The 17,867-nt window shown below is 36.3% G+C and carries 3 protein-coding genes; all 3 read left to right on the top strand.

Annotation, left to right across the window (positions count from 1 at the left end; translation table 11 throughout):
* Nucleotides 1-158 precede the first annotated feature (158 nt).
* A complete protein-coding gene (locus P7V56_RS05245; protein WP_171222631.1) occupies nucleotides 159-5,186 on the top strand; it encodes a RemA C-terminal-like gliding motility protein in 5,028 nt (1,675 codons plus the stop codon).
* A 444-nt stretch (nucleotides 5,187-5,630) separates the two neighbouring features.
* Nucleotides 5,631-11,150, top strand: a complete 5,520-nt coding sequence (locus P7V56_RS05240) for a RemA C-terminal-like gliding motility protein (protein WP_171222630.1) — start codon at nucleotides 5,631-5,633, stop codon at nucleotides 11,148-11,150.
* Nucleotides 11,151-11,334: 184 nt separating this feature from the next.
* Complete coding sequence (locus tag P7V56_RS05235; RefSeq protein WP_171222629.1) at nucleotides 11,335-17,832, top strand: alpha-2-macroglobulin family protein; 6,498 nt, start codon at nucleotides 11,335-11,337, stop codon at nucleotides 17,830-17,832.
* Nucleotides 17,833-17,867: the final 35 nt, after the last annotated feature.

The following is a 17,867-nucleotide window of genomic DNA, read 5'->3' as shown; positions in this document are numbered from 1 at the left end:
GGCATTTATATCGTGTTTGCTTATGAAAAAAGATGTGAAAGCACACAAAAAACTGTAGTTAATCGATTTTTGAGGTTATACAACTAAAAATAATACCATCTATAGACACCCACTCTAAATTTGTAGAAGTATTAACGGAGTTTAAAATTCATCGCCCTATGAAAAAAAACTACATGCAAACAGAGATTAATTTATTGCTAGAATTATTTTTATCAAAAAAATACATCCTACTTCTAGCTGCGCTTTTACTTCTGGTAAGCGAGTCTTCATCAGCCCAAACCAGCGGGCCGAATAATCCAACTACCGGGACTTTTGTTGCCGGAGCTAATTTAGATTGGACAACGCCGGGAAACATAACCAATACTGCAGACGCCAATTATGCAACTGCTGTTTTTGCCACCGCCGGAAATACCGACAATCTTTTTGGAAGCAATTATGGTTTTTCTATACCAAACAATGCCATTATTAATGGTATTGTATTGACCGTTAACAGAAGAACAAGTGCTACCAATGCAGGGAGAATAACCCGAGACAATGTTGTAAGTTTAGTAAAAAATGGTGTAATAGCCGGAAACAACAAAGCCGTAACTACTGCTTATGGCACTACTTTTTCAGTAGCCACTTATGGCTCTTCAACCGACACTTGGGGAACAACTTGGACAGCCGCTGATATCAACGCAGCTAATTTTGGAGCGATGATTTCGGTAAATGCGAACAATAGCTTAACGGCTACTGTGGATTATCTCAGAATTACAATTCATTACACTACTATCGGATTTTCCCCTTCGAGCGCTTGTGAAGGTTCAAATACCTCAGTAATAATAACAGGGAATTATATCGCCGGAACCACGAGTGTTAGTTTTAACGGAACCTCTACTGCTTTTGTTCAGAATAGTAATACTCAAGTGACTGCTACTTTACCAATAGGAGCTACATCAGGAAGCATTTCTTTAACTACTCCACAAGGAACCGTTACTAGTTCAGCCAACTTTACGATAAATCCGCTTCCAACAGTAGATGCAATTACAGGAAGTACAACAGTTTGTGCCGGAGGATCAACTACACTTTCAAACAGTACAATTGGAGGAAATTGGAGTTCTGCCAACCCATCCGTTGCTACTATTAATAGTTCCGGAAGTGTAAGCGGCTTGGCCGGAGGAACCACAATCATAACCTATACTTACACTGATGGCAACGGTTGTTCTAATGCGACGACAACTTCAGTTACTGTTAATGCAGCACCAACAATTACTGCTCCAAGCAGCGTTTGCATCGGAAGCACCATACAACTCTCGCCCAATACCGGAGGAAGTTGGATTAGCAATAACACCACTGTAGCAACAATAGACAACAACGGTTTGGTAAATGCCCTTGATTTTGGGAATGTAACGTTTACTTTTACAGATGCTACAACAACTTGTTTAAATACATCAAGTACTGTAGTAGTTCCGCAATCAATGTCAATTACGGCACAGCCTCAGATAAGTCAAACTATTTGCGAAAATAATTTGGTTTCACTTTCAATTACTGCCACCGGAGACAACTTAACTTATCAATGGTTTAAAGGAACTACAGCATTAGTTAATGGCGGAAACATTTCAGGTGTTTCAACCCCAAGTTTAACTTTCAATTTAATCACACCTGCAGACACAGCTACCGATTACCATTGTGTCGTTAGTAATGGTTGTGATACCGATTTAATTTCTGATTATGCTGCTATAACAGTAAACGAGCAAAGTGTTGGCGGTACAGCTTCTATTTCTTTACCGAATATAACGCCTGTAGTAAGAACAACTACTGTTTGTCATTTTGGAACCGGAAACATATATTTAAGTGGTCACATCGGAAATATTATACGTTGGGAGTCAACTACAAATGGTGGAACAACATGGACGCCTATTGCCAACACCACAGCTACATTAACATTCAACAACATAACACAAACCACTTTTTTTAGAGCAGTAGTTCGAAACGGAACCACTTGTAATTTGGCTTACTCTTATGTTGCTTTGGTGGATGTAATACCAAATATCAGACCTACACCGGTTACAGCGACTCCGCAAACCATCTGTATTGGCGGCTCATCGGTATTGTATTCCGAAAGCGGATTTGCTACAAGTTCTTATGTTGCAGAAGGTGGAACTTTCAGTAATGCCAATCCAGATAATTGGTTGGTTGACGGTTGTGGAAACTGCTTAAATGCAGGAGGAAGTAACACTACTGAAGGTCCATTCAGATTGAGTGCTACTAATGGCGGAACTTATTCGGGCATCAATTATACCTCTATGGGAAAATTTGCTATTGCCAACGGGAATTATAACTCAATCATGCAAACGCCAATTTTTAACACCTACGGATTGACCACAGCAGAATTGAGTTTTAACCATGCTTTTAATTTACAGACCGGAGCTTCTGTTTCTGTTGAATTATCATTAGATGGAGGCGCAACTTACACTATAGTACTTGCATCATTCACAGGACCAAGTACCAGAAGTCCATACAATGCCTTTCCAAATCAATCAATTGATTTAAGCAATTACATTGGGCAACCTAATTTAAGAGTTCGTTTTGTTTACAACGGAACCGTGAATAGTTCATGGGCCATCGACAATATTTTAATTCCTGAATCACCGGCAAATTTAACCACACAATGGATTGACTCTATTACGGGAGAAGTTATCAGTACTACAGCTACAGCTACAGTGACACCAACAGTCACCACTACTTACGCCGTAACATCTTATTTGAACGGATGCACCAGTTATGGTCCTGAAGGAACAACTTATATCACGGTAACCGTAAATGAAAGACCTACGGCAAACATTGGTCCGTCTCAAACCATCTGTTTGGGAAGTCCTGCCACTTTTAGTGTTGCCTTGACCGGTTCAGCACCATGGAGTATCACTTACAGTAATGGTTCAACAACCACGACAGTAAACAACATCAATACTAATCCTTATGTATTCAATGTTAATGGGATTACAACCAACAGAACTTTTAGCATTACGGCCTTGAGCGATTCAAAATGTACTGCTAATCCTTCTGACATTAGCGGTGCTGCCGTAGTAACTGTTTTAAATGGAACTCCAGGTTTGTGGACAGGTATGATTAGTAACGACTGGTTTGATTGTAAAAATTGGGCCGGCGGTATGCCTTCGGCAACAATCAATGCCCAAATTCCTGCCGGTGCGGTAAGAATGCCTATTATCGATCCTTCAACCTCAAGTTTTGCTGCTTTGTACTCAAACATAGCAAGAGCTCAAGATATAATTATTGCTAATACAGCTTCTTTGACAATGACCGCCAATTCAAATTTATATGTAAGCAGAGATTGGAAAAACAGCGGAGTATTTTCTCCCGGAGCCGGAACAGTAACTTTCAATAGTTCGATTGCAAACCAAATTCAAACTATTAATGTTGGTATTAAAACCAACGAAACATTCTATAATTTAACACTCAACAATTCAAATACAGCCAAAGGAATTAGTTTGGTTAACGGTTTTGAGTTGACTGTAGAAAATAATTTATCATTATTGAGCGGTGATTTACGTTTAACAGGTGAAGCCCAGCTTGTACAAAACGGAACTACTGCCAATCCATCAAGCGGAACCGGAAGATTGTTAAAAGACCAACAAGGAACACAAAGCAGTTTCCACTATAATTATTGGTCGTCTCCGGTAACTTCTAACGGGATTAACTATTCGGTTAGCGGTGTTTTGAGAGATGGTTCTGACTCATCAACTAATCCTTTCAATCCAAGTTTACTAAACTTTGGTGCGGATGTGAATTTTGCTGATGGTGCCTTGACATTCCCGGCCAAATTAAGTAGCGGTTGGATGTATAAATTTAGCAGTCTGAGTTCCTCATATGCAGGATGGCAACACATTGGAGAAACCGGAACCGTTAATCCTGCTGAAGGTTTCACTATGAAAGGGCCAACAGGAACGGGTTCAGTTTTTGCAGAGCAGAATTATGTTTTTGTCGGTAAACCGAATAATGGAACTATTGGATTAAATATTAGCTTAAATCAATCTTATCTTGTTGGAAACCCTTATCCTTCGGCTTTAGATGCTGATGAATTTATTAAAGATAACATCAAAGACGGAGATGGAAGAGCAGCATCAAATATCTTTAATGGAGCATTATATTTTTGGGATCATTTTGGAGGACAAAGCCATATTCTAAATCAATATGTAGGTGGTTATGCCACTTATACTTTAATGGGTGGTGTTGTCGCTTTATCAAACGATCCACTGACTGCTAATAACGGAAGTAATGGGACAAAAACTCCTAAAAAATACATTCCAGTAGCTCAAGGTTTCTTTATTGGAACAGGTTCAAATACTGACTTAGTGACTAATAACCCTAATTTAAGCACTCCTGTGACTGGTGGAACTATTACCTTTAAAAATAGCCAACGAGCTTTTAAAGTTGAGTCTTCTGCCAACTCGGTTTTCTTCAGAAACCAAGATAGTACGGAGAATGTGAATACTGTTAATGATGAAAGACAGAAAATCAGATTGCTATTTGAATCACCAAATCAATTGTTCAGACAAATTTTAGTAGGAGTTGATCAAAATGCCACTAACCTATTCGATATAGGATATGATGCACCAATAATTGAGCTCAATTCAGATGATTTGTATTGGAACATAGGTGAAGTAAAATATAACATACAAGCTGTTTCTAATTTTAGTACTGATCAAATAATTCCGATTGGAATTAAAACCTCTACCGAAGGATTGAGTACAATAAAATTGGCCGATTTAGAAAACATCTCTGAATCGACCGAAATTTACATACACGATAATGAAACCGGAATTGATCATAATATAAGAAATAGTGATTTCGCTATTGCGCTACCGATTGGAGAATATAATAATCGATTTTCATTGCGTTTCGCTAGTCAAGCTTTGGGAATAAATAATTCGACGGTGATTAACCCTATCATTTATTTCACTAACAATGATAGCCACTTAAACATAAAAAATTCTGACTTGAATTTGACCTTAAAATCAGTAACGCTTTTTAATTTATTAGGACAACAAATAACAACTTACAACCTTGATAATGCTGACCAGCAAAATATAAGAATTCCAATTCTCGATATCACTAAAGGAACTTATATTGTAAAAATTTTAGCAGATAACAATCGTACTTTTAGTCAGAAAATAGTTAAAAATTAATTTATTAATTAAAAAGATGATAAAAAAATAAACGAGTCATAAAAAGTGTTTTTTATTTTTTTTATAAATCATTAGCAAAATGACTTAAAATCAAACATTTGTTTAAAAAAGAACAGATTAATAGTATAAATAATACCAATTCGCTAAAATTGTTAAAAACATAAGGATTTGCTAACAAATTAATTAAAAAACAAAAAATATATATCATGATTTCCTATATTTGATTGTCAAAATTAAATTGTTTAATGAAAATCGAATAAGCGTATGAAAAACAATTACATAAGCCTAAACAAAACTTGCCATAGAAGATCATTTGAAATAAAAAAATTACTTTTCTCACTTCTTATCTTAATATCCAGTCATAATTCTTTTTCACAAGTTACAATAACTAAACCCAACTTACCTATAAGCGTTTGTACAGGATATCCCTCAAGCTACAACTCTTTGGGAAATATTGTAATCACTGAAACCGCCAATGGAAATTTTTCTACCGGAACTAATGTTGTTATAGATTTGGTTGCTCCAACAAACTTTGAATTCTTGGCCGGTACCGGAACAGTAACTTTTACTGCTGGTAGAAACATAGACAGTGCAACTACTTTAGTTACGGCTAGTATGATTACTATAACTTATACTGTCTCAGGAACTAACCGGTCTGATGTGCTGACAATAAGTGGTATCCAAATAAGAGCTACAAACACCGCTAGTACAGGAAACATTACAAGAAACACCTCCAGAACGGGAGTGACTCATGGCACTATAAACGGCTTAGTAAACGGCACAACTGTTACAAACACTTTGACATCTGTAACCGGAACCGCACCTTCAACAGCGCTAGCCGGGACCGACCAAATTTTGAGTGCTTGTTCGACATCAACAACACTATCTGGAAATACACCCAGTATCGGAACGGGAACTTGGTCAGTAATATCGGGTACGGCATCAATAACAACTCCCAGCTCTCCAACTTCTACAGTAACCGGACTAGCTTTGGGAACATCGGCAACATTAAGATGGACTATTTCAAATGGATCTTGTGTTAGTTCATTTGACGATGTTATTATTACAACTTCTTTTGGTTCCAGTTGTTTGACTTACTGTTCGGTTGGTGGAAATACTCCGGCAACCTCATATATCAGTAATGTTACCCTCAATACTATAAATCAGAACAATACTGCTTGGAATGGTTATATCGACTATTATTCAAGCGTTTCAACTAGTTTAATCCAATCCAATTCTTACACGATAAGCATTACTATTTGGAATCAAACAACTTCTCAAAAAAACATCTCTGCTTGGATTGATTGGAATTTAAATGGTGTTTTTGACGTTGCCACAGAAACAGTTCTATCAACAACATCGACAGTTGCTGCAGCACAAAGTGTTACTGTTTCCAATACTTTCACTGTTCCGGGAACAGCTGTGGTAGATTTGTCAAGACTAAGAGTCGAACTGGCTTTTAATGCTGAAGGTGCAGCAGCTCCATGCAATACTAACAGTTTAACGGATGCTCAAGATTACAAAATTAATGTTCAAGCCATTTTACCTTGTACAACACCTACAGTTCAAGCTACTAATTTGATTTTAACGCCAGGTGGAACTTCAATTTTAGGTACGTTTACTGCAGCTTCTCCGGCACCTAATAATTACTTGATCATTGTAAATACAACAGGTGCTATTCCAACTCCAGTAAATGGAACAACATATACTGTTGGAGGAACAGTCGGCGTAGGAAATACCGTTGTTGATATTGACAGCGATACTACATTTACAGCAACAGGATTAACTATTAGTACTCAATACTATTTCTTTATTTTCTCCTTTAACTCATCATGTATTGGCGGACCGTTATATCTAACCACATCTCCATTGAACGGAAACACTACTACATTATCTACAAATTATTGTATTCCTACCGGAAACTTAAACTGTACAACCAATGGAGACTATATTGCCAATGTAACTTTGAATACTTTGATTAATAATACAACTTGTTCTTCTGCAGGCTATACCAATTATGCCCCAACAGGAGCACAAACAACATCTGTTACACGAGGAAACACTTATAACTTAAGTGTTGGTACCGGAATTGGAAATAAAAAACACGGTTTGGCTGCTTGGATTGATTTTAATCAGAACCAAGTTTTTGATGCTGCCGAATATTTCACTTTTGGAAATGGTGTAATTGCTAATTCAATCAATACTATTGCCATTGCTATACCTGCAGGCGCTTCATTGGGCACAACCAGAATGAGAATTAGATATGGCAGACAAACAAACGTGACTTCAACATCAAGTTGTAGCATGACAGGAACGTACGGCGAAACAGAGGATTATACTATCACCATAATCGACCCCATTGTATGTATCGCTCCTCTTACACAACCTACGGCACTAATACTTAACTCTACAGGAACAACCATAAATGGTAGTTTCACAGCTCCAAGTCCGGCTCCTGATAATTATTTAGTTGTCATCAATACTACCGGTACAACTCCAACTCCAGTAAATGGAACATCCTATACCGTTGGAGGAACTGTTGGTGCCGGAAACACGGTAATTGACAATGATTCCAATGTTACTTTTTTAGCCTCGGGATTATCAACTACTACAACCTATTACATTTTTATTTTTGCTTATAATTCGGCTTGTACCGGTGGGCCGGCATACAATACAACAACTCCTCTAAATGGATCTATCTCAACCATAACCTCTAATTATTGTGTTCCATCTGTAACTACGGGCAGAGAGGATGATAATTATTTAACTGAGGTAAATTTTATAGGAACATTAAATGATGTTTCTAACTATTCAACCTATTCTTCCGCTCCTTTGGGCTATCAAGATTTTACCGCTTTGACCAATTTATCTCGTCAAGCCCAAGGTGAAGGTGTCAATGTGAGTATCCAAGCACTCTTTTCTTCATTTACAAAAGCATGGGTTGATTGGAACAAAGACGGGACTTTTGACAATACGACAGAAATAGTATATAACTCAGGAACCATTTCAACTGCCTCAACCACCTTCGGTTTTATTATTCCTCCGGGTCAAGCTTTAGGAAACTACAGAATTCGTATCCGTGTAGACCTCAATGGAGGCGGAGGATCAACAACATTCACCCCTTGTGGCAACCTCGTTAACGGAGGCGAAACTGAAGACTATTTATTTACTGTCGTTGCTAGTTGTAATGCCGTAATAAATGCAATCACCGATGGAAAATCTTGTGGTCCGGGTACTGTTGAATTAGAAGCCACAAGCTCAATAGTAATTCCTGCCGTGACTGAATTTAGATGGTACTCCACTCCAACCGGATCTACACTTGTAGCCACAACGCCTACAGGAACTTGGACGACACCATCAATATCCACCACAACTACTTACTATGTTACAGCATACAATGGATGTGAATCACTAACAAGGACCGCGGCAAAAGCAATTATTAGTCCTATTCCAACTCTCACTTTTTTACCGGCTAATCCGACTTCTTGTGGTGAAGATGTTGGTGTTGAATTATCAGCTTCCGGTGATGTAGAAGAAGTTCACCTGATTAATGAAACATTTGACACAGGATTAGGCACATTTACCAACACAAATATTACTTCAAGTGTTCGTAATACTGATACCCAATGGCAAAATAGAACAAGCACTTACATACCCACTGCTATTTCAGGAGTAAACACCTGGTATCCAGCCGTTTCATCAGGTATAAACGGTAACGGATTTGCAATGGCTACTTCAGATTTTGCTAATGCAATCCCTTATGTACACAATCAAATTGCTTCAACAACTGTAAGTACATTAAACTTTACTAGTTTAACATTAAGTCTCAGACTATTTTATTCCAGATATTTTGTCGACGGAGCATTTTTAGCTGATGAATATGTAACAATTGATGTTTCTACCAACAATGGGGCAAATTGGATTGAAATAAAACGTTTTACTGAAGATGTTGGTATCGGAACAAAATTTGAAGCGCTATCTTATGATTTATCAGCCTATGTTGGAGTAAGCCAATTTAAAGTCCGAGTACGTTATTACAATAATAATTGGTGTGACGGAATAGCGATTGATGATATTGAATTGTATGGTAATCGTCCTAACGTAGACTTAAATTGGACAACTACAATTCCGGCATTTACGGATGCAGCTTGTACAATTGCTTATGATCCATTGACTACAGCGCCGGTAATTTATGTGAAACCAACCTTAGCTCAATTAGAATTGAATAGCTTCAGTTTTACAGCAAATGCAATTTTGGATAATGGTTGCGTTACATCTCAAGTGATAACCGTTACTAATAATTCTAAAATATGGCAAGGTGGCGAACCGGGTGCAGAAACACAATGGGAAAATGCCAACAACTGGAAACCTGCCGGAGTACCCGATGCTAATAGTTGTATCATTATTCCAAATACCACTTATGATCCAATTATTTCAGGAACAAGTTATGACGCTTACGGAAAAAACATTAATGTAAAATCAGGAGGTGTTTTGACGGTAAACTCAAATAATAATATTACCATAACCGATGAAGTTTTGGTTAAAACAGGCGGATTATTTGACATAAAAAATAGTGCAAGTTTAATCCAAACCAATGATGCTGCCATCAATTCAGGAAGTATTAAAATGACAAGAACTACTCGTCCAATGACACGTTGGGCCTATGTTTATTGGGGTTCGCCAATAGTAGAAAATGCCTTTGGTCAAATCCCGAGTCAATTTGATTACAAATATTATTGGCAATCGGGAACTTCAACCGGTGAATGGATAGGTTTATCTTCTGTTTCACAAGGACAAGGATTCATAACCAGGGTTAGTGATATAGCTCCGTTCACTTCCGGAACAGGCACCATCGATTTTATTTTCATCGGAACTCCTGGCAACGGTGCTGTAAATGTACCTGTTGACAGCTTTGACTCAAGCTCAATGGTTGCAGGTAATACAGTGCTTTTAGCCAATCCATATCCTAGTGCGGTTGATGCGGCCTCATTTTTAACCCATTCAAACAATACTGAATTAGGAGGAACATTATTCTTTTGGACCTCAATCACAACTTACACCGGAACAGGTATATATAATGTTTTAGACTATGGAAGTTGGAATCTTTCCGGAGGAACAGGAACGGCGCCGGCCACTGACCCTAGTAACAACAGCCTGAAACCAAACGGAAAAATTGCTGCCGGGCAAGGTTTCTTTGCTCAAATTTTTGGTGATGGAAGTATTACTTTCAATAATAGTATGCGTGCGGCCGACTTTAATTCGCAATTCTTTAGAAACGCAAATAGTACCACCAGCAATGACTTAAATAATAGAATTTGGCTGAATCTATACAGCGACAATACTTTCAGACAAATGATGGTGAACTATAAAGCGGAAGCTACTAATGGTTATGACAGATTATATGATGGTAATAGTTTTACCAATAATGAAATAAATATTTATTCCATTTTAGATACCCGAAAATTAGTAATTCAGGGAAGAGGTTTACCGTTTGATGAAAATGATGTAGTGCCTATAGGATATAGGGTTACTAACGGTGGTATTTACAACATTGCCATCGATGAATTAGACGGTTTGTTTACCGAAGACCAAACTATTTACTTAAGAGATAATTTATTGGGCATTGACCATAATATCAAAGAAGGCGCTTACAGTTTTGCAACCGCTTCAGGAACATTTGATAACCGATTTGAAATTGTTTATACCACTAATGCTTTGGGCGGAGAACATCCGGAAATCAGCAATACTTTTGCAACTATTGTAAACAACACCCTAAAAATTGAATCCAGTGAATTTATTCAACTTGTAAATATTTATGATATCTCAGGCAAATTGATAAACCGTTACCATTTGACAAATGCCACCAAGCAACTTTCAGACAACTTCAATTTTCCTAACGGAATTTATATAGCTGAAATTACTTTAGAGAATGGTATAGTAGTCAAAAAGAAATTGATTCATTAAGAAATAGCTTTACCCAATAAAAAAACGTCCCGAGTAATCAGGACGTTTTTTATTTACATAAACTATGAGAAATTACCCTAGAAAAGTTTCCTGAGCTTTCCATAAATAACTACTTTAGAAAATATTTAAAGTATTTCCAACCTTTTTGAAACTTTGACTCTCTATAGATAGAAACAGACCGACCATGAAGCATATTTACACCCTCATTTTATTAATTAGTTTTTCCTTTGGTTTTTCTCAAGATTTTAAAGATGATTGGAAGAAAGTTGTCCAATTTGAACTCGACGGAAAAATAAAATCCGCTCATGAAGTAGTAAATGCTATTTATTTAAAAGCCAAACGCAAAAAAATACAAGATCAAATCATTAAATGTTTCTTTTACCAATCTAAGTTCATTCAAGTTAGTGAAGAAAACTATCAGACGATTGTAATAAACAATCTTACTAAAGAAATCAAAGAAGCAAAAAATTCCGAGAAAGCGTTACTTAACTTTATTTATGTATCTATTTTAGAGCGATTCTATCAAAATCACCAATACAGCATCAACCAGAGAACAACGTTACAACAGAGTACACCTAAAGACTTTAAAACATGGACTTCAAAGGATTTTCAGCAAGAGATAAATGCAATTTATAATGGTTTATTACGCGATGAAAAAACACTTCGAGCAACCAACATCAAAAAATTCGCGAGTGTTTTTGAAATTTCACCTTACACTGATACCAAGCAACTAAGTGTTTATGATTTTTTACAAAATGAAGTGCTAAATTTTCGATTCAAGAATTTGTATGCTTATGAAACTAAGAAACTCGAAAAAATAAGTCTCGAAGCATTTAAAAAAACATCAGAATTCATTCTATTCAAGACGGATACTATCAAAAATCTCATGTTGAAAAAGATTATCGAAACCTATCAACACAATGAAAAGTATTGTTTAAAAAACAGCAACACAGATCTTGCAGCCTTGCAGTACAACCGAATGAAAAGATTCAGCACCTATTTCGATAATCCCGAATATTATATAACTAAAATATCAGAATTAGAAAAAACCACAAACAACGCTTATCTGTTACAAGATATTAAAATGGAAAAGGCCAAATACTACTTTATGTTAACCAAGAAAGGAAGTGAAAAATACTTTTATCCCGAAACTTTGGCACTAATAGAAAATGTACTGAACAATACTGAAAATCCTAATGCTAAATCGGAAGCAGAAACTCTGAAAGAAAAAATTCTGCGCAAGAATATTACTTTAAATATACCCGATCAAATATATCCAAATCAAAACTACAGGGCGTTTGTAGAGTTTAAAAACATCGATACATTAAAAGTCTCCTATTACAAAATACCTCTAAATCTCTATAAAGAAATAAACAAAAACAAATACTACTCTTACAACAACAGAACCATTCAGGTTGATAGAGATTCATTAATATTGAACTACATTAAAAACCATCAGGCTATAAAGAGTTCCCTAAAAGTTTTACCTCATAAAACAGACCATTTTGAATACTCAACGGAAATCTTAATGGATAATTTAGACACCGGAATTTATTTATTGTTTTTTGAAACGATAAATCCCTTCGGCTACCATAATAAAATAGCTTATGCCTATCACACCATTCAAGTTTCAAATTTAGATTATGTAGAAGAGAGAAATAATGCTTTTGACAGTTTTCAAGTATTTAACAGAAAAACAGGACAACCCATTGAAAAAGCGAAGGTACAAAACGATAACTCGACTGAATTAACCAATAAGATTGGTCAAATTAACTTCAAACAGCTCAATCACAGCCCTGAGGACAGCTATAGCGAATTAGTATTTACCAAAGAAAAAGACACTCTTTTTAGCAGTTACAATAAAACCATAAAATACGACGAAGAAGACAAAAATTTTGAGGCGAAGATTATGGTGTTTTTTGACCGTGCCATTTATCGCCCGGGACAAAAAATGTATTTCAAAGGATTTGTCCTAAAAAACAAAAACAAAATTAAAAGTGTCGTTCCTTTCTTAACCGTACACATTACCATAAATAATGCAGCAGATGACGAAGTGAAAACTTTGGACATTCAAACCAATGAATTTGGGAGTTTTAACGGCGAATTTGACATTCCTAAAAACATTATTACCGGTGAATTTTATTTGACTGTGGAAGAACCTTATGATTATGAAGTTGATACCAAATATTATGATGCCAAAGAAGACGAACATAGCTTTTGGGATTATGTGAATTACAATGATTACAGAGAGTTTAAATTTAAAGTTGAGGAATATAAAAGACCGACTTTTGAAATTACTTTCGACCCTATCAAAGACAATTTCACCATAGGAGACATTGTTACTATTAGCGGAAATGCTAAAACTTTAGCAGGCTCCAATCTAAACAATGCCAAAGTAAGCTATACGATTTCCGGCAGTGATTGGGGTAAAGCAACACAATTCAGTAGTGAAGCCAATAACATTAATGACGAAACCTCAACTGATGAAAAGGGTAATTTCAAAATAGTATTCCCAACTGCCCTTAAAGAAATATCAACCTTTGAAATCGAAAATCTATTTTACGCTATCGCGGTTAGCATTACCGATTTAAACGGTGAAACCAGAACAGAAAATTTCTCTGTAACAGTTGGAAATAAAATGCTCAAATTGAACTGTATTATTCCGATTAATCTATATCTGGAAGAAACTAATTCAATGGATATAAAAGCCACAACGCTCAATAACTATCCCATAAACACAAAGGGCACCATAACCTTCACTGAGCAAATTCAAAAAGAATTCTTGATAAAAAGAGACCACTATCCTGAGTTGCCAACAATGGAACGAAAAGAATTCGAGGCTTTATTCCCTTATGAAGCTTACGATGCCAAAGACATTGAAGTTAATGAAAATCAATTGCATACTATTTCTTTTGACACTGAAAAAGAATCAACAATTAAATTGCCTTTTCTCAAAAATTTTAAACCCGGAAAATACAAAGTTACTTTGGAAGCCAAAGACAAAAAAGGAAACTTAATCACCAATCACAGTAACTTTGAATTGTTATCTAAAAACAAATTAGCCTCTAAAAAAAGCTTGTTTTCTCTTAACATGGTTGAAGGCGATAAAAACTATTTTGTTTTCGAAATACAATCAGTAATTCCGGATTTATATGTTAACTCGAAAATGTTTTCAGCCACCAAAAAAATAAAAGAAAGTATTGTCCAACTAAAAAACGGGGTTGGTTTGATAAAAATTTCAAAAGAAACCAATTACAGCAACGACCTTCAATTTCATTTCTCTACGCTTTGGGAAAATAATTTCTATGCTGACATGATTAACATCAGTAAAGAAGAAATTGAACCTAAACTCGACTTTGAAGTACTAAGTATGCGCAACAAAATTGAACCAAGCAGCAACGAGAATTGGTCTTTCATCGTTAAAAACAGCCAACTACAAGCCGAAGTTTTAGCCAGTATGTATGATACTTCTTTAGATCAGTTCGCTACCGATAACTGGACTATTGAAAAGTTCAACAACTATGCTCGATTTGCCACGGTTAGTCATCCCAAATACAATTGGTATAACAACACTATTCGTTTCGAGAATTTATATTTCAATTGGAAATATTACAAAACCTATGTTCATGAACCCAGAATTGATTGGTTTGGTTTCGACTTTAATTCAAAAAACAATTATTTAAACACCCAATACCTCAAAAAAGTTGGTCCTAATGCCACTATACCCAAAAGCGCCAAAACTGTCTACGGCGTTGTAACGGACGACTCAGGTTTTCCATTGCCCGGTGCAAGTATCCAGGTAAAAGGAACTAACCGTAGTTCACAAACCGACTTTGACGGTTACTATGAAATAGATGTGGAAAAAGGCGAAACATTACAATTTAATTTTGTTGGATTTATAAATGTCAATATCAAATTTGAAAAAGAAAAGAACATCAACGTTACCCTAAATGGCGAATCCCTTGAATTGGAAGGCGTGGTGGTGGTTGCACAGGGCTTCTCAACAAAGAAAGCTTACGCAGCCACACATTCAACCACAGTAGTTAGTTCTGAAAACCTAGAATATTATGTTCAAACTCTTCAAGGCCAAGTAGCCGGTTTAAATATAACCTCCGGCTCCGGTAATGTTGGCAATAGCGCTTCTGTGGTTATTCGCGGCTTAGGTTCAGTGAGCAGTAATTCAGAACCTTTATACATTGTAGATGGTAGGCCAATTTCAAGAGAAGATTTTTTAAAATTAAATCCTACCGAAATTTTAAATGTCTCTGTTTTAAAAGATGCATCAGCTACTGCCCTATATGGTTCACGCGCGGCTAATGGCGTTATTGTCTTGTCTACAAAAACCGGTGTGAAAGAATTAGAACAAGTAAAAACGAGAACTAATTTTAATGAAACCGCCTTTTTTTATCCGAATCTGACCACCGATGAGAAAGGACAAATCCATTTTAGTTTCACCACACCCGAATCGTTGACCAAATGGAGATTGCGATTGCTCGCGCATAACAAAAAAGGTCAATCCGGCTATTTTCAAAGTGATATCATTTCACAAAAAGATATTATGGTAATGCCTAATATGCCTCGCTTTGTAAGAGAAAAAGACGAGATAAACTTGTCCGTAAAAGTGGTCAATCTTACTATGGAAGAAAAGTTGGGGAACGCCATCCTATTGTTATATGATGCTGCAACCGAAACTCCTATTGATGCTATTGCCTTAAACGCCAACAACACCCGATTGTTCAATTGCAAACCCAAACAAAGTGTGGTAATCAATTGGAAAATTACCATACCGGAAGGCGTTCAAGGATTGCGATATAAAGTGATAGCCAAATCAGGCAATATGAGTGACGGAGAGGAAAATATACTCCCGGTACTGACCGATAAAATATTAGTAACCGAAAGCATCCCGATTTGGGTAAAAGGAAATACTAAAAGAGAGTTTACGTTGACCAACTTAAAAAACAACACCTCAACAACATTGCAAAACCATGCTTTCACTTTTGAATACACCTCAAATCCGACATGGTTGTCGTTGCAATCATTGCCCTATCTGATGACATATGAACACGATTGTTCAGAACAAACTTTTGGCAAATACTACGCTAATTATTTGGCCGAAAAAATCATCACCATTAATCCTAAAATAGAAGCTCTTTTTAAAAAATGGCAAAATAATAAGTTTCCGGAATCCAAATTAAAACTCAACGAAGAGTTGAAATCCATAGTACTTTCGGAAACTCCGTGGTTGATGGACACCGAAAGTGAAGAAGCTCAAAACAAGCGATTAGCATTGCTGATGGACTTAAACACATTAAAAGAAGACAATGAAAAAACACTAAAAAAAGTAGAAGAAAGACTTTTACCTTCGGGAGGATTTTCATGGTTTAGCGGCGGAAATCAAAACCGATACATTTCTCAAAACATAATCACAGGTATTGGCCATTTGAACAAACTATTTCCGAATGACAGCTTGAGATATAAAAACATTCTCTCGAAAACCATTCCTTATTTAGATAAAGTTTTTATGGAGACTTATCCCAAAAACGTAAAAATCGGCAGACCAAGTACAGCCAATTTGGACTATTTATATACCCGAAGTTTTTTTCTGAAAAGTTATCCAATGTCTAAAAAATGTGATTCTATTGCCCAACTGCAATTGCAGTATTGCAAAGAGGATTGGTTAGCTTATTCTCTCCTGGAAAAAGGATATTTGGCGCTGACTTTAAATCGATTTAATGAAAAAGATTTTGCCAAAAAAATCATTGCAAGTTTAAAAGAAACCATTTCCAACAACGAAGAAATTGGAATGTATTGGATTGAAAATGTTTCCAGTTACGGATGGTATGACTCCAACATCAGCACGCAAGCTTTATTAATTGAAGCTTTTGCCGAAATTGACAAAGACAAAGAAATCATTGATGCCATGAAAGTGTGGCTTATCAAAAACAAACAAACCAAAAATTGGCCCACGACCAAGTCAACTGCCGAGGCTATCTATGCTCTGCTCAGCCAAGGCACCGATTGGACATCTATCAAGGATAATACTAAAATTAATATTGGAGAGGAAAAAATCTTAACTCGAAAACTAGCAAAAAAAGAAGATGAGTCGGAAACCGGTTATCTCAAACTACAATTCAATGCTTCTGAGATAAGTCCGAAAACAGGAACAATTATCATTGAAAACAAAACTAAAGCACCCGGTTTTGGCGGAGCGTATTGGCAATATTTTGAATCCTTAGAAAATATCAAATCTGATTCAACACAAACTTTATCTATTGATAAAAAACTGTTCAAAAAAGTCAAAACTACTTCCGGAGAACAACTCGTTCCTGTGGAAAATGAAACTTTGAAAGTGGGTGATTTATTGACCGTGAGATTGACAGTCAGCGCCAATAACAATCTTGAGTTTGTGCATCTGAAAGACTTGAGAGCCTCTTGCTTGGAACCGGTTGATGTTTTGTCAAAATACGAATGGCGAGATGGTCTGGATTATTACAAAAGCACTAAAGACATTGCCACCAATTTCTTTTTCGACACACTTTATAAAGGCACTTATATTTTAGAATATGATTTGAGAGTCACCAATACCGGTGTCTTCAACAATGGAATTTCCACACTGCAAAGTATGTATGCTCCCGAATTCAGTACGCATTCCGATAATACCAAGATTATTGTTACAGAATAAAAAAAGCCGACTTTAAGTCGGCTTTTTTCTTATAT

The sequence above is a fragment of the Flavobacterium sp. IMCC34852 genome (genome assembly GCF_030643905.1).
In the GTDB taxonomy this organism is placed as follows: Bacteria; Bacteroidota; Bacteroidia; order Flavobacteriales; family Flavobacteriaceae; genus Flavobacterium; species Flavobacterium rivulicola.
The sequence above is the reverse complement of the archived record's forward strand: the minus strand, read 5'-3'. Positions and strand labels throughout refer to the sequence as shown.